Below are 20,691 nucleotides of genomic sequence, written 5' to 3'. Positions count from 1 at the left end.
CCGACACATAGTCGCAGTAGGGTCTAAAGCGTGACGACACAGCATGCGGGGCAGCGGGTCGGCTATGTCCGGGTCTCGACGGCGGAGCAGAATCCTGCCCGCCAGCTCGAGGCCGTCGGAGAGTGCCACCGCATCTTCACCGAGTACGCGTCCGGGAAGGACGTCGACGGCCGGCCCCAGCTCGCCGCCCTCATCGCACACGTGCGCGCCGGCGACGAGGTAGTCGTCGCCTCAATGGATCGGCTCGCACGATCAGTGATCGATCTGAACTCGATCGTCCAGCAGATCACCGGGGACCCCGGCCAGCACTCCCCCAGCGCACCGCGCAAGGGCGCGACACTCACCTTCCTCAAGGAGGGACTGACGTTCCGGCCCGAGGGAGCCGATGCATTCGCACAGTTTCAGCTCAACCTCATGGGCGCGTTCGCGCAGTTCGAGCGCGACCTCATCCGACAACGCCAGGCCGAAGGAATCGCGGCAGCCAAGGCACGCGGCGTCTACAGCGGACGCCCCCCATCACTCTCCGCTGATCAGGTCGACGAACTGCGCGCCCGGGTGGCCAGCGACGAATCCAAGGCTGCTCTCGCGCGAGAGTTCGGTATCAGCCGGGCGACCCTCTACCGCTACCTCCGCTCGACTACCGGCCAAGTGCAACCGTGAGGCTCACCCGTGATTGATCACCCAGCAGCGGGGGTGGATCGTCATTGCCGGCCCTTGGGTGCCGGCAGGGCGCCTGCCGTGGTGAGCTCGGCGTATCGCTCGAACAGGATGCGCTGGCGCTCCTGTTCCGAGGCGCAGGTTCTGCGGGCGCCGAAAGCCCTGTCCACGACGGCGTCGAGCTTGTCGTGGGCGCTGAGGAGCGCAGGGTCCATCGCCAGCGGGTGGTAGTGCTGGGCGAGCGATCGCTCGGCGTGCTGGTCGCGCGCGGCGAGAATGGTGCGTCCAGCGGCGATGATCTTCTCCCGCACGGTCTCGCTGACCTCCGGGAGCGGGAAGTTGTTCCAGGTGATGGTGCTGGAGAACGAGGGATCAGACTTCAGCCGGCCGCCGACGGTCTTCATCCAGGTGATGAACATCGACGACGAGGCGATCGCGAAGATGAAGCCGTCCTCGTCGGCGGCGCCGTAGACCTTGTTGGAGATGATCGTGCCTCCCGGGAGGTGCGCGACCGGGAGGTAGCGACGGTTCTCGCTACTGACCTCGGGGATGCCGACGAAGTCGGCATCGGAGGTGAAGCCGAACTGTCTGAACAGGTGATGGTGCGGGTAGCTACGAGTGGTCGCGGCCTTGCTCTTAGCCCGGAAGTCTCGCACCGCCTCGACGCGGCGGCGCAGTTCTGGGCTCCGGGCGATCTCGTGGCCTGTGGCGTCCACGAGCCAGAGACACCAGCGTTCAAGGCCGTTGATGAGTTCACGTGAGCCGATGTATGAGCGCACGTACGGAGCTGTCTGCGGATCTGCTCGAAGGTGCTCCGCCTCCGGCTGGTCAAGGACAAAGAATCCACCGTCAGTCGCCATCGAGCCTTTCTCAACAGTTGGCATCCCTGGCGAGAGCGGCTCCGTTCGCTTGCCGACGAGGACGTTGGGGCCGTCAACGAGGTACGCGTTGATCTGCCTGGCGGTCTCCTCATCTGGTTCGCCCCGCAACTGCTCGTACTCGAACAGGCGCGGCGCTGGTCGCTGTTCACGATCGAATCCGATGATCACGCAGTGCACGGCGGCAGCAGAGGGCGCCTCTGAGGTCCAGGAGAAGGTGCGGTGGGCGAAGCGGATACGCCAGTTCGCCGAGAAGATTGGGCCGAACAAGCGCCCGGGTTGGTCGCCCTGGGTGATGGAGTTGGTCGAGACGTAGGCCCACCGTCCGTTGATAGCTCCGAAATAGTCGAGGGCCTTCTTGTACCAGCCGGTCACGTAGTCGAGCCGCGACAAGGTGTCGGAGTCCCAGACGCGCTTGAGGTCAGCCAGCTGGTCCGCACCTCGGGTGTGGTCACCGAGGAAAGGGGGGTTGCCGAGCACGAGGACGCGCTCGCCGGGCGGAAGGAGGTCTTCCCATCGAGCGCGCAGGGCGTTGTCGACCTTGATAGTCGGGGTGTCGACCACGGGCAGCATCTCGGGAGCGAGACCGAGGGTGGTAGCCATGTCCTGGTTGGCCTGGTGGTCGACGAGCAGGAGTGCAGTCCTGGCGATGGTGGCGGGCCACTCTTCGAGCTCGATGCCGTAGAAGTGCGTCATCTTGACCTGGAGCAGCTCGGTGGCGTCCAGAACCATCTGCGTGCGCGCGGGGTCGAGCTGCTGGAGGCGTTGGAGGATTCGCAGCTCGAGGGAACGCATCTCGCGGTAGGCGACGATGAGGAAGTTCCCGCACCCACAGGCAGGGTCGAGGAACCGCAGTCGGCCCATCTCGTTCTGGAGCTTCTGGAGCCGGGTCTTGCTGTCGTAATCTCGTTCGAACCGCTCTTGCAGCTCGTCGAGGAACAGTGGGCCGATGAGCTTGAGGATGTTGGTCTCGGTTGTGTAGTGCTCGCCGAGTTCTCGGCGAGCTTCCCGAGACTTCACTGCCTGGAAGAGGCTGCCGAAGATGGCCGGCGAGATGCTGGCCCAGTTGAAGTCGCACGCCTCGAGGAGCTTGTCGCGCATCGCGCGGTCGAAGTACGGGATCTCGACCATTTCGCCGAACAGGGAGCCGTTGACGTAGGGGAACTCCGCGAGCAGATCATCGCCGCGGCTGTAGCGCTGCTCGAGGGGGCGGTTGAGGACCTGGAAGAGCGTGACGAGTGCGCCGCCGAGGTCGTGGCCGTCCGGGCTGGTGCGTTCTTCGAGGTACCGGGTGAAGGTGTCTCTGGGCCAGAGGCCGGCGTCGTCGGCGTACAGGGCGAACAGCACGCGCACGAGGAACACGCTGGCCTGATGGTCGGGGTAGCCGGTCTTGTCCAGCTCTTCGTAGAGCTCGGCCATGAGCTGGGCGGCCGCGATGGACGCGTCCTCCTGCTCCTGGGAGCCGAAGGTGCGTGGTCGATGGCCGGCGAGGAACCCGAGCGTCTCCACGTGGGAGGGCAGCTCGCCCAGGTCGAAGGTGACCACGGCCTGATCGTCGGGGCCCGCGCCGAGATCGAGGACGCGGATGCGGGCGAAGTCGCTGGTGACGACGTACCTGGGCCGTTCAGCCTCGGTGAGCGACTCCATATAGTCCAGGGCCTGCTGCTCAGCCGCTTCGAGGTCCTTACCGCGGGACTTCATCTCGAACAGCGCGGTCCCGCTGACAAGGGCGTCGATGTAGCCGCGGCCGCCGGTGGCTCGCTGCGCTCGGCGCTCGTACAGGGCGGCGGTCTCGTCCTTGATGCCGTAAACCGCGAGCAGGCCGCGGATGAAGCTCTGGGCCTCTCCCCGCTCGTAGCCCTCCGCGTCACGCCAGCGGGCGACGAATGCCTCGGCTGCCCGGCGGATGTCGGCGTAGACGAGAGGCTTGGCGCTGGTCACCGCACCATCGTCGCCCACGTTACCGGCCAAGTCGGCCACTTCGCAGAAGCGGGTGAACGTGGGCACCCCGGTCGGGGTGCCCACGTTCTAGTCCCTACCGCTGGCGGGTACGGGTGATGCGGATGCGGATGCGCACCGGCTTGGTTCGAATGATTCGTCGAGCCATCGTCGTCCTCCTTCCCTCGGATGTGCCCGAGGTGGAGGGGTGCGTACGCACCCTGACGCTCCGTATGATCCCGTAGTACAAACCGCACTCAATCGGTTCTGTAGCTCCGGGCTCGTCCTCGGGGTTCGGGGCGGGCCTGTTCCAGCAGGTCCGCCCCTTTTTCTATGACCCGCGCAGTGGCGGGTGTTTGTCGTGTCGGGCCAGTGGCGGGGCCGCTGGACCAGACGTGCTCCACGGTACAGCCGGGGGTCGACAATCGCGACGACCACCCGGTAGTTATCCACAGGTCTTTCGTTGCAACCCCGTGAAACCTGCGCCCCAGCGACTGCCGTACTTCTGGCACTTGCAGCCAGTCGAGGGCCTGTCCCGTCACCCTGGACGGCGTGAATCAACAGCTAGGACCTTCCCGTGTGTCAAGTACCGCTCGGCGTGTCGTCCACATCTCCAGCTCGTCCGAGGGGGGCCGCTGCGCTGAAGATCTGTCCGATCCGCTCGGTGGTGAGGTTGTGCTCGGTGGCGACCGACCGACGGGAACGGCCGTGCACGGTGATGGCCTGGACGATCTGGGCGTCTCTCTCGCTGTTGCGCTGCCCGTGTCTCGGTGATCCGTTCTTCGGTTCGTCTTCGGTGACCACAAGCGGGTGACCCCTACGGGAGCCGGCGTGGTGCGCGGTGGTGCGTACCTTCTGCCGACCGGCTACGGGGGGTGACCAGAGATGCCGTTGTTCCGTGGGAGGTCCAGCGTTGCTGCTGGAGGTCCACCAGGTCTACCCCTCCCCTGCCTTCGCTTGGTGGGTGGTCAGTCGCGTGGGGGGTAGCGGCGTAGTCGGTGGGTCACGGCGCGCAGCGTGATCCCGGAGGCTCGCGCGAGGGCGTCGAGCGTGATCGTGGGGTCGCTGTCGCGGAGCTCGCGTGCACGGTCGGCCCAGATCGGCAGGTGGTCCAAAGCGTTGAGGTAGGCCGCCTCGTCGGGAGTGAGGTCGCGGCCCACAGATACGCCGTAGGTCCGCACGGCTGCTGCCTGCTGTCGGTTGGGGGTGTGCTTGTCGCGGATCTTGCGCACACCGGTGGCGGTCATGCCGGCGGTGCGTGCCGCCTCGTTGACACTGAGCCCACTGGCGAGGGCGGCTCGGATCCTCTCGTGCAGGTGGTCGCGGGCGGCGATGTGGGTGCCCGTAGCCGCCTGGTAGGCGGCAGCGACCTGGACTAACCCCGGCTCGTCGCGCGGTGCGAAATGAGGGCGCACTCGGGTTCGGGTGCCCTCTTCTCGTGGATCGAGCTTCTGGATCATGGTGTTGGACAGGCCGGTGAGCTGCGCGACGCGGTAGGCCGACATTCCATCGCCGACGGCGGCGCGGATGCGGGCGTAGAGCTCCTGACGGGCGCCCTCGAGCACCTCGGCGGCTGCGGCGTGATCGTCGCTGGCGGCGTTCAGGTCAGCGCGCGGACGTGGCGGGGGCATGGTGTCCTCCGGTCGCTGAGCGGGGGTGTCTGACCACCGCACTACTGTCGCGGTTCGTGGCTGACAAGCGGTGGATGCGCGGGCCGGGCGGGGTCATGTTGGCACCACCAGCGCAGTGCCCTGGGTGCGGCTGGGGGTGGCCCAACCGGGGGCCGTTCCGACCCCGCGAGGGTTATCTGCCGTGCAGGTGCGGGACTGGTCCGCACACGCTGTGGACATGCACATGCGGCGCGCTGGTCGCCGCGCGCTGCCGGAACCTAGAGGCCTGGGTACACACCCATGTACCCGTTGGAACCTCGCTCGAGGACCGATTCTCAATCGAGGAATGAACCAAGATGTTAGGTCCATGACACCGATCCGCTAACTCTTCCGTGTTGCGGACAGGCTGAATAGAATATGCATTGTGATGAAACCCCTGCTTCGCGCCCCGATGCTGGCGCTGCTCTCTGTCGGCTTGTTGGCTTCCTGCGCAAGCTCGGAGGATGAGGACGCTGCGGTAGGGGCCAGCGCAGTGCCGGTCTCCGCCGCCCCCTCTACCGAGGCACCCACCACCGAGGCACCCACCACCGAGGCACCCACCACCGAGGCACCGGCTCCGGCAACAACGCCGGCGCCGGTCCCCCCGGCGCCCGATCCGGTCGAGGAGGCTGGTACCGCAGCACGGTACTGCGACCAGGCCTATGAAGACAGGTTCCGCGAGAACGACGCTGCGGTGGAGTACGAGATCCATCCGTCGACCGGTATCTATGTCGGCCCTACAAGCATCAACGGCGGTAACGACGGGTACGAGTACTACGCGTATGGCGAGGTGGAGGTCCTGTGGGACACCTTCGACGCGCCCGTCACGCTGGACTTCTACTGCGAGTTCGAGACCACCAACTTCATCGTGTGGGACACGGCCGGTGGCCGACTGCTCCCGTTGAACTGGGACCTCGACATCCCCGAGCCCTGGAACTAGACCGCGCTGTCTGCCCGATTGGTCGCCGCTCAGCGTCCGCTGCCGGCCCGGCGGCCGGGCGGGAGTGCCCGGGTCGGCGAGGCGTAGGGCTCGCCGTTGTTGTGCTTGCGCTCGAGGGCGGTCAGGCCCTGGTCGATGAAGTGGTTGACCAGGTCGGACAGGCCGAGGATGCCCTGCTGCTGGAGTTCGGCCGGGATGGCCAGGGAGGCTCCGCGCAGTCGGTCGATGTTGTCCAGCGTCATCGAGTAGCTGGTGGCCCTGCGCGCGGGCACGGCCCTGGCCTTCTCCGTCTCACGTTGCGCGCTCGCGCGTGGGGCCGTGGACTTCCTGGACTTGTCCGGCGCGGAGTCGACCGGTGCCGGCTCCACCGGAGCCGGCGTCGAGGTGGGCTGGTCGGAGCTGCGGCCAGCGAGGACGCTGACCTTGCGTTCGGGGCGGCTCATTTGAGGATGTCCTTCAGGTACTGGGTGTAGGTGTCGGCGATGCGTCGGGCGGTGCGGCTGGGCCACTCGTCCAGCCCGATCCGTGCGTCCATTGCGTCGCGCACCGCCACTGCTTTGGGGATGTAGGGCTCGAGCAACGGCAGTCCTGCCTCTCGCAGGTCTGCCTCGACCTGGCCGGCGCCGACGGTGTTGGCCTCGTGCTGGTTGATGAGGACGGCCCGCAAGGCTAGGTCGGGGTTCTGGTTGCGCGCGATCCGCTCGATGGTGTCGCGCAGGCGGACCAGGCCGAGGACGGCCGCGGTCTGGCTGTGAGTGACGACGACGGCGCGGCTTGCTGCGGTCAGGGCGTTCGTGGTCAGGCTGTCCAGGCTGGGTCCGCAGTCGATGAGCACGAGTTCGGCGTCGGTGGTCTCGATGATCTCCCTCAGCCGGCCGTGTGTGTCCTGGCCGCGGGTGAGATCGTCACGGGCGACGGTGAGGGTCTCCCCCGTGGTCGGCGCGAGGCTGATCCCGTCCCACAGTCCGGGAACGACCACCTCATCGAGCTCGGCCGCGCCGATCAGGACGTCGGCGATGCCCGCCTGGTCGTCTGGGACATTCTCTTCGGCCAGGTACGTCGTCGCGTTGCCCTGGGGGTCGAGGTCGACGACCAGGGTTGATCGGCCGGACAGGTGCGCTGCTCGGGTGAGGTGGTAGGTGGTCGTCGTCTTGCCCACTCCCCCCTTCTGGTTGCACAGCGCGAGGACGGTGCTCATTCGGTGGGGTCCTCCTCGATCGTGCTATCCGTGCGCGCGGTCAGGGTGGCGGTGGCGAACTGGAGCGAGGCGCCGATGGCCTGGGCGTTGACGACGACCTTGGTGCGCCGGTTGCCTTCGAGGTCGTAGGCCTCGGTGCGGGTGGTGCCCGTGACGAGCACGCGGTTGCCCTTGTGCAGGCTCTCGGCGATGTTCTCGGCCAGCGAGCCCCACGCGGTGATGTTGTGGCCGGTGGGCTCGTCGTCGGTGGTCCACTCCCCGCCCTGCCGCGAGCGCGTGGATTCGAGCACGCGCAGGTTGACCACGGCCTTGCCGTTGGGCGTGTATCGCAGCTGTGGCTCGTCGGCGAGGTTGCCGTGGATGGTGATCGTTGCCATGTCGTGTCTCCCCCTGTGTTGGTCCTGCGCGTGCGTTGCGTGGTTCGCGTGTATTGCGCGTAGGTCGTGCTAGGCGCGTCATGAATGTATAGCGCGTGGTTTAGTTCTCGCGTCCCGGCTCGCCGAGGCCTTTGATCTTTTCGGGTCGGTAGCCGCTCCACTTCTCGGTGCCGGTGTCCACGACGGGCAGCTGGGCGTGGCCCTGCTCCCTCATCTCGTCCAGGACTGTGGTGGGGACGTCCTTGATGTCCAGGACCTCGTAGTCGATGCCGAGCTTGTCCAGGGCGCGGCGCGTCATCTTGCAGGCCTGGCAGTCCTCCGAGCTGTAGATCGTCAGGGGTTCGTGGCCGGCTGCGCGTGACTCTGTGGCGGTGTAGTAGCGCTCCCACTCCGGGGATGCCCAGCCGTCCCGCGCGGCGATGTCGTCGACGGCGCTGCCTTTGTACTCGGCCGGGTCGATTCCGGCCGGCCAGGCAGCGGTGGTGCTGCCGGTGACGGTGACCTCGAGGCGGAGGTCCTCCCCTGCGGTCGTTGTCGCGCCGTAGGTGCCGGGCCTCAGTTCGCGCCATGCCTGGCCGGCGGGTCCTTCGTACCGGGTCGGTGCGTCCTTCGTCCCGTCGACCCTGATGGTGTCGCTGGCATTCATTGCTGATCCCCCTTGTCGTGACGTGCGTTGCGTGGTTTACATGTGGTGCATGGCATACATGCTACCCGTGTTCTGCATGCACCGCCTGAGTAGCGTGCAAGCCACGCATATCGTGTGGAGCGTGCGTCGCACGTGATAGGCGCATACCACGTGGTACGTGTGAACCGCGTTGACCGTGCTGAGCGGGCTTTGCATGTGTGGCACGTACTGGGAGCGATGTGCTGTGCCGTGGCGTTGTGCTGCCCACGGCGCGGTGGTGCGGTGAGGGCGAGCTGGTGTGCGGATCGGTGCCCGCTGCGCGGGCCTGGGTGCTGCTTCCTCTTTCCCTCCTGGCGTTCCACTGTGGCGGCTTCGGCTCGGTGCGCAAGGCCGCTGCGCGGCCCGCCTGCGGGGCGTGCTCGTGCGCTGCTCACTGCGTTGCGCTGCTGACTCACTCGCCCCTGGTCGCCCTGCGGGTGGCGCCCCGTTCCTCTGGCCGCCGTCGTTTCCCTCGCCAGGAGGGAAAGAAAAACGCTCGTCGAGGGGGAGTGGATGGTCATGGGTGGAACGAAGAGGTCTGTGGTGGTGTACGGGACGGCGCAGTGCATGCGGTGCAAGATGACGGTCCGTGCGCTGCGGCGTGGTGGGGTTGGGGTCGAGGTGGTGGACCTGGACGAGGCGCCGGCGGCGCGTGCGGTGGTCGAGGCGATGGACTTCACCGCGCTGCCGGTGGTGGCCTCGGCCGACCGGTGGTGGCAGGGCCTTGAGCTCGACCTCATCGAGGCGACGGTGACCCGGTATGGGACGCGGTCGGCGCCCGCTCGAGGGTGACAACGCGGTGAGCGGGTCATGGCCGGCGCCGATCGGCCTGGAGTGCGGCGCGTAGCTGGGCGATCGCTCGTCGGCCGGGGGAGTGGTCGCCGGCCAGGGTGCGCTCGGCGATGACCTGGGCCAAGTGCAGGTTGTTCTTGCGACGTCGCGCTTCCTGGATGGCACGCTGCTGGACGCGTTCGACTGCGGCAATCTGGCTGCGCGAGCGGATGGGCTCGCCGTTGTGGCCGCGCCAGGCGGCCAGGCGGTGGGCAAGCCAGCCGCGCGGGCTGTGGACGTCCGTGGTTCCGTCGTGGGGCCAGGGCGTGCCGTCGGGCCAGTGGTCGATCGCCCAGGCGAGGTCGACCACGGTCCAGCCCGAGCGGAGGAACCGCACGAGCTGGTGGCGCACGTCGGTGACCCGCATCTGTCCAAGGACCGGGAGGCGACGTCTCAGCTCAGCGGCAGCCAACGCCATGTCGTCCGGGCTGCTTGTCGTCTCATGAGCTGGCCACTTCGCGCCTGGTCGATTGACCACCAGGGTGCCCACTCGCGGCGCTTGCGCCGCCTGAGAGGGGTGATGGCCGCGTAGCGGCTCCTGATCAGTGAGTGCAGGTGTGGATGAGTTGGGGTGTGGGGTTACGGAAGCCCCTCTAGGGGGAGGGGTGACACTTTTGTCCCCAGACCAGGTGCGTGGGGCGGTCATGGCGTAGACGGGGGCGTCGTTGTGGCCCTCGTTCGAGCGCGGTGCGTACTGGCCGCGCCTGCCGCCGGCGACGGTGCGCAGCCAGCCGGCCTGGCGTAGGCGGGCCAGCCAGCGCGCGACGGTGCGCGGGGTGCGGCCGATCATCTGCGCCCAAGTCGCCCAGGTGCCTCGAGTGGTGCGGCTGGTGCCCTCGCAGGTGGTCAGGATCGCGCGGGCGAAGGCGCGCAGGGTGCGCTGGCCGGCGGCGTTGCAGCTGGGCTCGAGGACCTGGACCACGGCCTCGACCCAGACGCTGGCGCGGTTGATCCGCACGACGGTGGGGTCCAGGGCACGCGCGATGGTCAGCGGGTGCCGCTCCATCGCACGGCAGACACGCCGGAAGCGCGGGCGCGTCGGGGTGTGGACAGGCGGATTTGGGGTCGCTAAAGTCAGCAACGAACCTCCTGGCTTGGATAGGGGCTCAGTAGGACCGGCTGACTCGCTGGTAACGGGTCAGGCGGAACAAATAGGCTTCGGCCTCAGACTTCGACAGATGGCCACCGTTGCCGCGGTGGCCTTTGTCTTGTCTGGACCGGCTGGGCTAGCTGGTCATCGCGAGCTCCTCGTCGTCGGAGAACAGGCGCTCCTGCGCGCCCTGCGGTGCAGGCTCGGTCGCTACGTGATCAGCGATCACGTGGGCGAGGTAGTCGTTGACGCTGAGGCCGGAGGCATCTGCGCGCGCGTGGATCTCGAGGTGAAGTCCGACCGGGACGCGGGTGATGAGCGCTCGGCGCTCTCCGCGCGACCGGCGGCCACCGGTTCCCTTGCGGTACTCGAACTCAGCCATGCTGGTGAACTTACGCACCGGGGATTCAGATTCACGGGAGGCGTGTGGGCGTGTCGTCATGGCTGGTCCATCCCTCGGGCGAGCTCGGCGGCGGCGCGTAGCCAGGCGCGCCGGGTGGCGGGGGCCAGGGAGTCGTAGGTCAGGGGCCGCCCGCTCATGGCGGGGTCGTAGGGGATCGCGACGGCGGTGCGGGCGATGGCCTGGAAGGCGTCGGTGGCCCGGGTGGGGTTGGGGTCGTTGGTCGAGGCGTGGGAGACGACGGCGAGCGCGTTGTCGGCCAGGCGGGCTGAGCGCTGGTCGCGGCGGGCGAGCTCAGCGAGCAGGAGTCGGCCGGACTCGGCGTGTTCTTCGCGGGTGGTGGTGGCCACGACGAGGTGGTCGGCGTGGTCGATCATCCGTAGCCAGGCGTCGTCGGACTCGTCGTTGCCGGAGTCGATGAGGACGAGGCGGAAGTACTTGGTGGCGATGCGGTGCAGCTCGTCGAACGCGGCGGCGGTGATGCGCTGGTCGGGGGCGAGCACGGTGGGGTTGGAGCGCAGCACGTCGTAGCGGTCCTCGCGCTGGTGGTGGACCCAGCGGGAGAGCTCGGCGGTGCGGGCTCCGGGGGCGAGGAGCTCGTCGGTGTGGGGGAGCAGGTCGAGCACGGTGTGCTCGTGGGGTCCTTGTTCGGTGCGCCAGCCCAGGGTGCCGCGGGTGGGGTTGTTGTCCCAGGCCAGGACGCCGGAGCCGCCGTAGCGGGCCAGGACGGCGGAGAGCAGGATCGTGGTGGGGGTCTTGTTGGCACCGCCCTTGCCGTTGACGACGGCGATGGTGCGGGGGCCGGGCCAGTGCTGGGCGACGGCGCGCTCGTCCTCGCGCAGGGCGCGTTCGGCGGCACTGGGGGTGGTCTTGAGGCCCATGCGGGCCAGCAGGCCGCGCCAGCCGGTGGTGGCGGGGGCTTCTTCGCGGGTGACGGTGAGGAAGCTCTGCTCGCGCAGCTCGCGGCGCGTGGGGTGGTGCTGGGCGGGTGCCGCGGCCGCTGGTGTGGGCTGGTCGTAGGCCGGCAGGACGGTGCGCGTGTGCTCGGCCTCGGGGGCGGGCTGGGGGGTGCGGCCGGCGAGTGGCTGGCGGTCGGGGGGAGTGGTGGTGATCAGCTCGTCCTGGGCCGGGTCGTCGTGCTCGTCGACGGGGCGGGCTGCGGGGGTGGTGGGTTCGCGGGTGCCGTCGGGGTGGACGAGCATGTCGACGGCGGTGCCGTCGTGGTCGTCGATGCGCACGTGCAGGGGGCGCTGGTGTTCTTGGGCGGCGGTTGTGGCGGTGTGCAGGACGCTGCGCACGAGGTCGTCGTAGTTGGCTTCCTCGAGCTCGAGGGCGCGGCGTCCGACGCGGACGGTGGCGTGGGTGTGCTCGACGCTGGCGTGGACGATGGGTCCGTGCGGGACGGTCATGGCGTGCTCCTGGTCAGGGGATCGTGATGCCGTGCTGGGCGAGGTAGGCGACGGGCTCGACGGGGGTGCCGTCGATGCGGATCGCGAAGTGCAGGTGGGCGCCGGAGGAGTAGCCGGAGTTGCCGACGTCGGCGATGTGGGTGCCGGCGGTGACCTCTTGGCCGACGGTGACGTGGATGCCGTCGGGCCAGGAGTGCACGTAGCGGGACTGGACCCCGCCGCCGTGGTCGACGGCGACCATGTGGCCGGTGTTGCCTCCGGTGGAGGGGCCGGCGATGGAGACCACGCCGTCGGCGACGGCGTAGATCGGGGTGCCCTCGGGGGCGGGGAAGTCGACGCCGTCGTGGGGGCCGCCGGGGCGGGGGTCGCCGAAGACGCCGCTGAAGGCGACCTCGTAGGTGCCCATCGGGTGCGACCAGCCCTCGGTGCTCAGCTCGCCGGAGTTGGTGGTGCAGTGCTCGGCGGTGAGTCCTTCGAGCTCGTCGAGCCCGACGCCGGCCAGTGCGGCCACGACCTCCGTGGCATCGGACCAGTACCGGGTGTAGTGGGTGGGGTCGGCGTTGCGTTGGACGGTGTGGGCGACGATGGTCGGCTCCATGTCCTCACGTCCGGCTACTTGTTCGAGGGCGTCGTAGAACATGCCTGAGGAGCGGGCGGGGTCCATGCGGTCCTCGTAGGTGCCCCAGGCGCCGTTGTCGCGCTGCTGGAACAGGCCGCGGGAGTCGGGGCCGACAGCGTCGCCGTGGTCGAGGACGATCAGGCCGCTCTCGCCCATCGCGGTCATCACGGCGATGGTCTGGTCGCGCACGGACAGGCCGCGTTCGTGGCCAACGGAGATGATGATCGAGGCGTTGACGAGCTGGTCGCCGCTGTAGCCGGCCACCTCGGTCAGGTCGCTCAGGCGGGGGTCATCGACGTCCAGGCCCGGGACGGCCTCGCCTTCGAGGGTGCAGGTGGCGGCCTGGGCCTGGGGGGTGTCCCCGGCCAGGGGGAGGTAGAGCAGCAGGCCGAGCAGGAGCGCGCCAGCGGCGCCTGCTCCTGCGACGGTCTTGCCGGCGCTCATCAGTGCAGGCCCTCGGGCGGGGTGATGGTCTCGACGAGCCAGGGGTCCCCGGCCACCTGGCGGGTCAGGGCGAGCCGGTAGGTGCCCAGGTCGGTGGGGACATCGACCAGGGCGATGGTCGGCTCGGAGGCGTCATCGAGGGTGGCGGGGCCGGTGATGGTCGCCGGGGCGATCGCCTCGGGCGGGACGAGCTGGTAGAGGTCCAACGCGGTGGGGCTGAGGTGCTGGGACCAGTCCGCCCACCAGTCGTCCTCGTGCCGGTCGGTGTCCAGCTGCGCGGCGAGGGTCTCCTCGGCGACCGCGAGCGCTTCGGCCTCGGCGCCGTCGTCCCAGGAGGGTGCGGGGGCGGGAGTGTAGCCGGGTGCCCCGGGTCCGTCGCCCTCGCTCCAGGTCGGGGACTCGCTGGCCGGCGCGGACGGCGCCGGTGCCTCGGTGGGTGTCTGTGTGGGCGCTGGGTTGCTGGGTGCGTCCGTGGGGGCCTGGGTGGGCGTCTGGTTGGCGGGCTCGTCGGCGTCGTCGTCGGCGCTTCCGCAGCCGGCGAGCAAGGTGGCCAGGAGAAGGGCGGCGGTTAGTCCTCGAAGGGGCGCGGGGTGCCGTCCTCGTCCTGGTTGCGCTGCCGGAGCAGGTAGCCGCGCAGGTCGGACTTCAGGATGCGCCAGTTCTTCTCGCCCACGCGGTAGCCGGGCATCTCGCCCTCGCGCAGCCAGGTCCGGACGGTGGCCTGACGAAGGCCGAGGAGCTCGGCGACTTCCTGCGGCCCGAGCACTTCTGGCAGCGGTGCCAGGAGTCGGTCCAAAGCCTCGATAGTCACAAGCGCACACAATAGCCAGCCCCCCTCGAGCCAACCGGCGACGCCAAATGACGGTAACGACAACATCGCCGGCATCGACACTATAGACGCAAACACCGTAGTAGCGCTAGAGTGCTGTCACAGCCGCTGAGCGACCCGGGGGGGGATCGTGCTGAGGAACAGGGACCGATCGCAGTTTTCCGCTGTGACAGTAACCCCAACTGAGGACCGGCGTGCCGGTTCGACGGGGGAGAAGCCAGCGGGTAACGAGCGGTGGCTGACCACGCCGCTGGAAGACCCTGCACAGCCGGCGCCCGAGCCCAAGGAGCCCGTGGGCCCGCGGCGCGAGCTGCGCCCGACCGCTCCGCAGGAGGGTGTGCCGGCGCCGGCCGAGGGCCTTCCCGTGTGCGAGAGCGATCGGTCGGCGACCTTGTGGTGGGTTGGCGTGCATGGCGGCTCGGGGGAGAGCACGTTGGCCGGTGCGGTGTCGGGGAGCGCAGCGTCGGGGCATGTCTGGCCGACGGTGCCCGACGGGTCTGCCCGCGTGGTGCTGGTCGCGCGCACGCATGCGGCCGGGCTGCGCGCGGCGCAGCGGGCGGCGACGCAGTGGGCCTCGGGCGGTGTGCCCGGGGTCGATCTGCTGGGCCTGGTGCTCGTGGCCGACGCGCCTGGGCGGTTACCGCGTGAGCTGCGTGATCTGGCGCGTCTTGTCAGCGGCGGTGTGCCGCACGTGTGGCACGTGCCGTGGCTGGAGGAGGTGCGTCGTGGGGCCGCCGAGGTGACCTGGCCGCGCGGCGTGCGGTCGATGTTTTCCGAGCTGCTGTCCGGCAGCTCGGAGGTGCAAGACGAGAAGCAGGAGGGGACCGATGGTTGAGGTGCTGGCTGGTGTGCAGGGGGCCGCGCTGAGGGTGATCACTGCGGTGCCGGACCCCGGGGGACCCTCGGCCCCTCCGGGCACTGGTGGGTTCACGACGATCTTGCAGTGGGTGATGTGGGCCGCGTTCGGGGTCTGTGTGCTGGGGCTGATCGTGGCCGGCGGAATGATGGCGATCGCCTCGCGCCGGGGCGAGTCCGGCGAGCACGTGGGCAAGGTCGGATGGGCGCTTGCCGGCGTGATCGTGATCGGTGCCGCGGCGGGTCTGGTGCAGGCGCTGGTCTGACCGGCGCCGGCGAGGGGGGAGCTCTATGGCGAGCGACGACGAAACGCAGGGCAGCCCGTTCACGCAGCCGTGGTTCTTGGCCGCGGCGGTGTTCGTGCTCGCGTTGGTGGTGATGCTGGGTTGGCTGCTGGTGCGGGGAGGCTCGGAGGAGTCGGATCCGGCGACTGAACCGACCACGACCAGCGCACCCAGCACGGAGAGCCCCAGCTCCTCCGAGACGCCGACGGAGTCGGCGAGCGGGGAGTCACCGACGGCCGGCGCGAGTGAAGCGAGCTGGTGCGGCTTGGAGGAGGTTGCACTCGAGGGCACGCTGACGCGTGCGCCGGCTGATACCGAGTGGCAGTACATCGGGACAGTGGCGGTGCCGGCGGTCGAGGGGCACGGGCCCGGGGTGATCGAGGACAGCGGCCTGCGGCACTGCTTCGCACAGACTCCCGAGGGCGCCGTACTGGCAGCGATGAACTACGCCGCCGCTGGAGCGGACCCAGCCGTTTATGAGCAAGTGGTTGAGCTGCTGGTGATGCCCGGCGCTCTACGCGACGAAGCACTGGCGAATATGGAAACGCGGTCGACATCAACAGCGCGGGTGAACTTCGAGGGATTCCGACTTCTCGAGTACTCAGGGACAGAGGCAAGAGTGGATGTCCTGATGAGTTCGAACACCACCGAGGGGTACACGAGCGCACTGGTGCCGCTTGTGTGGCACGACGGCGACTGGCGAATGAACTTCCCTGATACCGCTACGCCCGAGCAGCTCTACGCTCCGGTCGATTCCCCGGGTGGGTATGTGTTGTGGCGGGCAGCATGAGCGTGCCTGGCCCCGGCGAGGACGAAGGCTGCGGCACCATCGATCCGACCTGCTGGATTGGTGAGGGACTTAGTTGGCTCGGTGGACGGGCCACGGAGGCTGTGGCGAACAGTGCGGTGGACAGTTTGGCGAGTTCGGTTGGTGAGGCTGTCTCGCAGATTCTGGGGTCGTTGTCGACGTTGTGGATGGATATCCCGACGCCGGCGATCACGGATTCGAGCTCTTCGGCGGCCTTTGGGGAGGGCGAGGTCCCGACCGGCTCAGTGATCATGGGCGTGGGTAGCGCGCTGAACTATCTGTGGTGGATCGGGCTTGGTGTGGCTGTCTTGGCGTTGATGGGGCTGGGTGCGCATATGGCGATCCAGTCGCGTCGCGGTGAGGGCGAGCGACACCTGGGTCGGATCGGGATCGTGCTGGTGGCGGTGCTGCTGCTGGGTTCGGCGTCGGCGCTCGTGGGGATACTCGCGCCGGCGAGCAATGCCGGGGTGGGCGCGTCGCCGGCGGTGGCGTTCTTGCAGGGGTCGACCTGGTACTTGATGGCGGCGATCGCGGTGGGCTCGGTGCTCGTGGCGGCGATCAAGATGGCGTGGGAGCAGCGAGCTCAGCCGGGTAAGGACCTGCTGCGCTCTCTGATCACGCTGGTGGTGGTCACGGCAGTGGGCCTGAACTTGGTGATGCTGTTGATCCAGGCCGGGGACAGCTTCGCGGACTGGATCATTGGTCGTTCACTCGATGGTGGGACCTTTGCTGATGGCATCAATCAGATGGTGTCGACTCCTGACGGCGCGATCCTGACGGCGATCGTGGTGATCGTGGTGGGGCTTCTGCTGCTGCTGACGTCGATCATCCAGATCATGATCATGGTGATGCGTGGCGCGATGCTGGTGCTGCTGACGGGTGTGCTGCCGATGGCGGCAGCGTCCACGAACACGGAGCAGGGCAAGCAGTGGTTCCAGAAGGCGTGCGCGTGGTTGCTGGCGTTCATCTTGTACAAGCCGGCTGCGGCTCTGGTGTACGCGACGGCATTCACCCTGTCGGATCAGGGGATGACCGGGGCCAACGATGAGACCGGGATCGTCACGCTGTTGGCGGGGATGATGCTGATGGTGATGGCCGTGCTCACGCTGCCGGCGCTGTTGCGGTTCATCAGTCCGGCGGTGGGTGCGATCGGTTCTGGTGGTGGTGGTTCGACGGGTGCGGCGATGGTGGCCAGTGCTGCGCTGCCGACCGGGGCTGCGATGGTGGCTCGCCGCGTGGGTGGTGGGGCGGCTGGCGCTGCCGCGACGGGCGCGGCGTCGAGTGGTGGCCGTGGAGCGGCTGGAGCTCCTGGTGGAGCCGCGAGCGCTGCTGGTGGGTCGACGGGCGCCTCGGGTGCCGGCCCGTCTGGTGGTCGCTCTGGGGGTCCCTCGGGTGGCGCCTCGGCGGCGGGTGCGCCGAGCGGTACGCCGGGCCCGCAGGGCTCATCGGGCTCCGACGGCAAGGACGGCTCGACGGGCTCGACCGGGGCGTCTGGCTCTGCCGGTGCTGCTGGCGCAGCTGCGGCTGCGGCCGCGGGGCCGGCCGGCGTGGCGGCTGCTGGGGTCGCGAAGGGTGCCCAGGCGGCTGGTCGCGCGGTGAACGAGACGGCCAGAGAGGCCAGTGAGTCGGATCAGGGGGGTGGCCCAAGTGGCAGTGGCCGATAGGGCGGTGCAGGCACCGCTGACGTACGGGAACTGGCGCAAGCCGACGAGCCCGGGGATGTTGGGTCTGGGGTCGTTGGGCACGGCGGTGCTGTTCGCCGGATTGATTGTGGTGGTCATCGTGGTGGCGGTGACCAACCTGGTCGGTGGCGTGATCGCTGCGGTGCCGATGGGGGTGCTGCTGCTGATGGTGGTGGTGCGGGACAAGCACGGGCTCAACGCGGGGGACAAGGTCAGCGAGCGGGTCGCGTGGTGGGGGCAGCGCTCCCGCGGTGAGCATCTGTATCGCTCGGGGCCGTTGGGGCGTAGCCCGTGGGGGACGTTCCAGCTGCCGGGGGTGGCGGCGTCGACGCGACTCTCGGAGCACTCAGATTCGTATGGGCGGCCGTTCGCGCTGTTGGAGGTGCCGTCGAAGAGCACGTTCACGGTGGTGCTGGGGTGTGACCCGGACGGGTCGGCTCTGGTGGATGTGGAGCAGGTTGATCGGTGGGTGGCGCATTGGGGGATCTGGCTGGCTCAGCTCGGTGATGAGGCGGGGCTGGAAGCGGCGTCGGTGACGGTGGAGACGGCGCCGGACTCGGGCTCGCGCCTGCGCCGGGAGGTGCTGAGCCATCTGGATGAGGAGTCGCCGGCTTTCGCTCGGGAGGTGCTGGCGGAGACGGTGGCGACCTACCCGGCGGGGTCGTCGACGATCACGGCGTACGTGGCGCTGACGTTCCGTGCGACCGCGCGGACGGGGTCGCGGCGGCGGCAGGCGGAGGAGATGGGCCGGGATTTGGCGTCCCGGCTGCCGGGGTTGACGGGGTCGTTGTCGGCTACGGGTGCCGGTTCGGTGCGGGTGGTCGATGCGGCTGAGCTGTGCGAGGTGGTGCGTACCGCGTATGACCCGGAGGTGGCGGCGTGGATCGATCGTTCGCATGCGGAGGGTGAGCCGGTGGATCTGAGGTGGAGTGATGTTGGGCCGGCGGCGCATCAGGCGTCGTGGGGGGCCTATCAGCACGACTCGGCGACGTCGGTGACGTGGGCGATGACGATGGCGCCGCGCGGTCAGGTGCAGTCCCAGATCCTGGAGCGGTTGCTGCGGCCGTCGGCGGAGATCGCGCGGAAGCGGGTGACGTTGCTGTATGGGCCGTTGGATCCGGCCACGGCGGCGGGGATTGTGGAGGCGGACGTGCGGGCGGCGTCGTTCAAGGCGTCGAGTTCGCAGCGGCCCTCGGCGCGGGACTCGTTGGACAAGCGGGCGGCGGAGCAGACGGCGGCCGAGGAGGCCGCCGGTGCGGGGTTGGTGAACTTCGGGATGTTGGTGACGGCGACGGTGCTGGACGCGGACGGCTTGCCGGATGCGATGGCGACGGTGGACAACCTCGGGGCGACCGCTCGGCTGCGGCTGCGGCCGGCGTACGGGGCGCAGGATGTGGCGTTCGCGGCGGGGTTGCCGTTGGGGCTGGTGCTGAGCAAGTACCTGGCCCTGCCGAGCCAGGTGAGGAGCAATCTGTGAGCCGGAAGAAGACCGCGGTGAAGCTGCCGCGCCGGCCGCTCTCGCGTGGCTGGTCGGGTCGCGGCCGCGGGCGTGCCGGGGCGATCCCTGCGGTGCAGGAGTGGCGGGGGTCGACCTCGCAGGTGTGTGGGCTGTGGCCGTTCGCGGTCGGTGCGGGTACGCCGATGGTGGGGGTGCCGCTGGGGCGGGACATGCTCACCGGGGCGACGCTGTGCTGTGACCCGGTGAGCTGGTTCCAGCGGGCCCAGTTGATCGCGAACCCTTCTGCGTTCGTGCTGGGCCGTCCGGGCCTGGGCAAATCCACGCTGGTGCGTCGGATGGCGATCGGTCTGGCGGGCTTCGGGTCGTTGCCGCTGGTGCTGGGGGATCTCAAGCCGGACTACGTGGCCACGGTCGAGGCGCTGGGTGGTCAGGTGATCCGGCTGGGCAACGGGCGGGGGTTCATCAACGTGCTCGACCCGGGCGAGGCTCGGGCGGCTGCGGAGCGGCTGACCGGGGCCGCGCGGGCCGAGGTGTTGGCCGATGCGCACAGCCGGCGGGTGACGATGGTGTCTTCGCTGATCACGATCGTGCGTGCGTCGCCCCCGTCGGATCGTGAGGAGACGATCCTGGACCGTGCGCTGCGGGTGCTGGACGACCGGCACGAGGGGGTGCCGGTGATGGCGGACCTGTTGCAGGTGCTGCGGGAGGCCCCGCAGGAGGTGCGGGAGGTCGCGCTGGACCGCGGGAGCCGGGAGCGGTACGAGGAGATCACGGAGAACCTGGAGGCGTCGATCATCTCGCTGCTGCACGGGGGCCGGCTGGGCGGGACGTTCTCGCGGCCGACCTCGGTGCCGATGCGGCGTGATCGGGCGGTGGTCTTCGATGTGTCTTCGATCGATGACAACGAGACCGAGCTCCAGGCCGCGGTGATGCTGGCGTGCTGGTCGACCGGGTTCGGATCGATCGCGGTGTCCAACGCGCTGGCCGACGCGGGCCTGGAGCCTCGCCGGCATTACCTGGTGGTGCTCGATGAGCTGTGGCGGGTGTTGCGCGCGGGCCGGGGGATCGTTGATCGGGTGGATGCGTTGACGCGGCTAAACCGCACGCGGGGCGTGGGGATGGTGATGGTCTCGCACACGATGAGCGACCTGATGGCGCTGCCGAGCGAGGAGGACCGGATGAAGGCGCGCGGGTTCGTGGAGCGCTCGGGGATGGTGATCGCCGGCGGGCTGCCGGCGGCGGAGATGCCGATGCTGACGCAGGCGATCGCGATGTCGCGGGCGGAGCAGGCGATGCTCTCCTCGTGGCAGGACCCGCCGGCGTGGGACCCGCGCACCGGGGCGGAGGCCGATCCGCCGGGTCGGGGCAACTTCCTGGTCAAGGTCGGTGGCCGGCCGGGTATCCCGGTGCACGTGGGGCTGACGCGGGCTGAGGGGCAGGTGCATGACACGAACCGGCTGTGGCACGAGCAGTCCCGGGTGGGGGACACCGACCTGTTGGGGACGGTGGCGCCGTGAGCGGGCAGCGGCCGGGGGATCGCCGGTCGGCGGGCGACAGCGACGAGGCGGTGGTCCTCGCCATCGCTGTGGGCGTGCTGCTGCTGGCCGTGGGTGGGACCTGGGTGGGCGCGCACGCGGGGGCGGCGCTGGCCGGGCGTGCGGCGCCGCCGGCGAACCCGGT

General features: G+C 69.2%; 21 protein-coding genes. 9 read left to right on the top strand and 12 right to left on the bottom strand.

The genetic code is table 11. From position 1 onward, the window contains the following. The first annotated feature begins 30 nt into the window (after positions 1 to 30). Positions 31 to 660 carry a recombinase family protein gene (locus tag AC3D3D_RS15350; RefSeq protein ID WP_463663507.1) on the top strand — a complete coding sequence of 210 codons (630 nt, stop codon included), beginning with the start codon at positions 31 to 33 and terminating at the stop codon, positions 658 to 660. A gap of 41 nt (positions 661 to 701) precedes the next feature. On the opposite strand, the gene AC3D3D_RS15345 is transcribed toward AC3D3D_RS15350, so the two are convergent. Together AC3D3D_RS15345 and AC3D3D_RS15340 are read right to left on the bottom strand one after the other, a co-directional pair. Then, positions 702 to 3,560 (bottom strand): DNA methyltransferase, encoded by a 2,859-nt coding sequence (locus AC3D3D_RS15345; RefSeq protein ID WP_463663508.1) that lies wholly within the window; start codon positions 3,558 to 3,560, stop codon positions 702 to 704. 881 nt (positions 3,561 to 4,441) lie between these two features. Then, the gene (locus AC3D3D_RS15340) at positions 4,442 to 5,104 is read right to left on the bottom strand and encodes a helix-turn-helix domain-containing protein (protein ID WP_463663509.1); all 663 of its coding nucleotides are present in this window, start codon (positions 5,102 to 5,104) and stop codon (positions 4,442 to 4,444) included. 403 nt (positions 5,105 to 5,507) lie between these two features. On the opposite strand from AC3D3D_RS15340, the gene AC3D3D_RS15335 reads away from it, so the two are divergent. After that, positions 5,508 to 6,062, top strand: coding sequence for a hypothetical protein (locus AC3D3D_RS15335; RefSeq protein ID WP_488512696.1), 555 nt, complete (start codon positions 5,508 to 5,510; stop codon positions 6,060 to 6,062). 29 nt (positions 6,063 to 6,091) lie between these two features. On the opposite strand, the gene AC3D3D_RS15330 is transcribed toward AC3D3D_RS15335, so the two are convergent. From AC3D3D_RS15330 to AC3D3D_RS15315, 4 genes are all read right to left on the bottom strand, one after another. Beyond that, on the bottom strand, positions 6,092 to 6,505 hold the full coding sequence (locus tag AC3D3D_RS15330; RefSeq protein WP_463663511.1) for a ParB family protein: 414 nt from the start codon (positions 6,503 to 6,505) through the stop codon (positions 6,092 to 6,094). Then, a complete protein-coding gene (locus AC3D3D_RS15325) occupies positions 6,502 to 7,260 on the bottom strand; it encodes a ParA family protein (RefSeq protein WP_463663512.1) in 759 nt (252 codons plus the stop codon). The genes AC3D3D_RS15330 and AC3D3D_RS15325 overlap by 4 nt, the downstream gene beginning before the upstream one ends. Next, complete coding sequence (locus tag AC3D3D_RS15320) at positions 7,257 to 7,637, bottom strand: single-stranded DNA-binding protein (protein ID WP_463663513.1); 381 nt, start codon at positions 7,635 to 7,637, stop codon at positions 7,257 to 7,259. Before AC3D3D_RS15320 ends, AC3D3D_RS15325 begins: the two co-directional genes overlap by 4 nt. A 100-nt stretch (positions 7,638 to 7,737) precedes the next feature. Further along, complete coding sequence (locus AC3D3D_RS15315) at positions 7,738 to 8,283, bottom strand: glutaredoxin domain-containing protein (RefSeq protein ID WP_463663514.1); 546 nt, start codon at positions 8,281 to 8,283, stop codon at positions 7,738 to 7,740. 531 nt (positions 8,284 to 8,814) lie between these two features. Here AC3D3D_RS15315 and AC3D3D_RS15310 point away from each other — a divergent pair. Then, the gene (locus tag AC3D3D_RS15310; RefSeq protein WP_488512694.1) at positions 8,815 to 9,093 is read left to right on the top strand and encodes a glutaredoxin domain-containing protein; all 279 of its coding nucleotides are present in this window, start codon (positions 8,815 to 8,817) and stop codon (positions 9,091 to 9,093) included. Between the two features lie 16 nt (positions 9,094 to 9,109). Here AC3D3D_RS15310 and AC3D3D_RS15305 read toward each other — a convergent pair whose 3' ends face one another. From AC3D3D_RS15305 to AC3D3D_RS15280, 6 genes are all read right to left on the bottom strand, one after another. Continuing rightward, positions 9,110 to 10,138 carry a hypothetical protein gene (locus AC3D3D_RS15305; RefSeq protein ID WP_463663516.1) on the bottom strand — a complete coding sequence of 343 codons (1,029 nt, stop codon included), beginning with the start codon at positions 10,136 to 10,138 and terminating at the stop codon, positions 9,110 to 9,112. Between the two features lie 220 nt (positions 10,139 to 10,358). Then, entirely contained in the window at positions 10,359 to 10,604 is a 246-nt protein-coding gene (locus AC3D3D_RS15300; protein ID WP_463663517.1) for a hypothetical protein, read from the bottom strand. 56 nt (positions 10,605 to 10,660) lie between these two features. Continuing rightward, complete coding sequence (locus AC3D3D_RS15295) at positions 10,661 to 12,031, bottom strand: MinD/ParA family ATP-binding protein (RefSeq protein WP_463663518.1); 1,371 nt, start codon at positions 12,029 to 12,031, stop codon at positions 10,661 to 10,663. A gap of 13 nt (positions 12,032 to 12,044) precedes the next feature. Then, positions 12,045 to 13,094, bottom strand: a complete 1,050-nt coding sequence (locus tag AC3D3D_RS15290) for a M23 family metallopeptidase (RefSeq protein ID WP_463663519.1) — start codon at positions 13,092 to 13,094, stop codon at positions 12,045 to 12,047. Continuing rightward, the gene (locus AC3D3D_RS15285; RefSeq protein WP_463663520.1) at positions 13,094 to 13,639 is read right to left on the bottom strand and encodes a hypothetical protein; all 546 of its coding nucleotides are present in this window, start codon (positions 13,637 to 13,639) and stop codon (positions 13,094 to 13,096) included. Before AC3D3D_RS15285 ends, AC3D3D_RS15290 begins: the two co-directional genes overlap by 1 nt. A 23-nt stretch (positions 13,640 to 13,662) precedes the next feature. After that, a complete protein-coding gene (locus tag AC3D3D_RS15280) occupies positions 13,663 to 13,890 on the bottom strand; it encodes a helix-turn-helix domain-containing protein (protein WP_463663521.1) in 228 nt (75 codons plus the stop codon). 325 nt (positions 13,891 to 14,215) lie between these two features. Here AC3D3D_RS15280 and AC3D3D_RS15275 point away from each other — a divergent pair, with 325 nt between their 5' ends. Genes AC3D3D_RS15275 through AC3D3D_RS15250 form a run of 6 tightly spaced genes read left to right on the top strand, consistent with a single transcriptional unit; the run spans position 14,216 to position 20,528 of the window. Then, the gene (locus tag AC3D3D_RS15275) at positions 14,216 to 14,758 is read left to right on the top strand and encodes a DUF6668 family protein (protein ID WP_463663522.1); all 543 of its coding nucleotides are present in this window, start codon (positions 14,216 to 14,218) and stop codon (positions 14,756 to 14,758) included. Continuing rightward, a complete protein-coding gene (locus AC3D3D_RS15270) occupies positions 14,751 to 15,044 on the top strand; it encodes a hypothetical protein (protein ID WP_463663523.1) in 294 nt (97 codons plus the stop codon). The genes AC3D3D_RS15275 and AC3D3D_RS15270 overlap by 8 nt, the downstream gene beginning before the upstream one ends. Positions 15,045 to 15,069: 25 nt before the next feature. Then, complete coding sequence (locus tag AC3D3D_RS15265) at positions 15,070 to 15,852, top strand: DUF8175 domain-containg protein (RefSeq protein WP_463663524.1); 783 nt, start codon at positions 15,070 to 15,072, stop codon at positions 15,850 to 15,852. After that, positions 15,849 to 17,534, top strand: a complete 1,686-nt coding sequence (locus AC3D3D_RS15260; protein ID WP_463663525.1) for a TrbL/VirB6 family protein — start codon at positions 15,849 to 15,851, stop codon at positions 17,532 to 17,534. Before AC3D3D_RS15265 ends, AC3D3D_RS15260 begins: the two co-directional genes overlap by 4 nt. Then, positions 17,518 to 19,029, top strand: a complete 1,512-nt coding sequence (locus AC3D3D_RS15255; RefSeq protein ID WP_463663526.1) for an SCO6880 family protein — start codon at positions 17,518 to 17,520, stop codon at positions 19,027 to 19,029. The genes AC3D3D_RS15260 and AC3D3D_RS15255 overlap by 17 nt, the downstream gene beginning before the upstream one ends. After that, positions 19,026 to 20,528 (top strand): ATP/GTP-binding protein, encoded by a 1,503-nt coding sequence (locus AC3D3D_RS15250; protein WP_463663527.1) that lies wholly within the window; start codon positions 19,026 to 19,028, stop codon positions 20,526 to 20,528. The genes AC3D3D_RS15255 and AC3D3D_RS15250 overlap by 4 nt, the downstream gene beginning before the upstream one ends. The last annotated feature ends 163 nt before the right edge of the window (positions 20,529 to 20,691 follow it).

It is taken from the genome of Georgenia sp. X1117 (genome assembly GCF_057784635.1).
This window is presented reverse-complemented; position numbering and strand designations above follow the sequence as displayed.

Coding starts and splice junctions, on each gene's coding strand:
- AC3D3D_RS15340 (WP_463663509.1), bottom strand. CDS start 5,104: ATGCCCCCGCCACGTCCGCGCGCTGACCTGAACGCCGCCAGCGACGAT.
- AC3D3D_RS15330 (WP_463663511.1), bottom strand. CDS start 6,505: ATGAGCCGCCCCGAACGCAAGGTCAGCGTCCTCGCTGGCCGCAGCTCC.
- AC3D3D_RS15300 (WP_463663517.1), bottom strand. CDS start 10,604: ATGGCTGAGTTCGAGTACCGCAAGGGAACCGGTGGCCGCCGGTCGCGC.
- AC3D3D_RS15320 (WP_463663513.1), bottom strand. CDS start 7,637: ATGGCAACGATCACCATCCACGGCAACCTCGCCGACGAGCCACAGCTG.
- AC3D3D_RS15310 (WP_488512694.1), top strand. CDS start 8,815: ATGGTCATGGGTGGAACGAAGAGGTCTGTGGTGGTGTACGGGACGGCG.
- AC3D3D_RS15305 (WP_463663516.1), bottom strand. CDS start 10,138: ATGGAGCGGCACCCGCTGACCATCGCGCGTGCCCTGGACCCCACCGTC.
- AC3D3D_RS15325 (WP_463663512.1), bottom strand. CDS start 7,260: ATGAGCACCGTCCTCGCGCTGTGCAACCAGAAGGGGGGAGTGGGCAAG.
- AC3D3D_RS15260 (WP_463663525.1), top strand. CDS start 15,849: ATGAGCGTGCCTGGCCCCGGCGAGGACGAAGGCTGCGGCACCATCGAT.
- AC3D3D_RS15290 (WP_463663519.1), bottom strand. CDS start 13,094: ATGAGCGCCGGCAAGACCGTCGCAGGAGCAGGCGCCGCTGGCGCGCTC.
- AC3D3D_RS15315 (WP_463663514.1), bottom strand. CDS start 8,283: ATGAATGCCAGCGACACCATCAGGGTCGACGGGACGAAGGACGCACCG.
- AC3D3D_RS15295 (WP_463663518.1), bottom strand. CDS start 12,031: ATGACCGTCCCGCACGGACCCATCGTCCACGCCAGCGTCGAGCACACC.
- AC3D3D_RS15265 (WP_463663524.1), top strand. CDS start 15,070: ATGGCGAGCGACGACGAAACGCAGGGCAGCCCGTTCACGCAGCCGTGG.
- AC3D3D_RS15270 (WP_463663523.1), top strand. CDS start 14,751: ATGGTTGAGGTGCTGGCTGGTGTGCAGGGGGCCGCGCTGAGGGTGATC.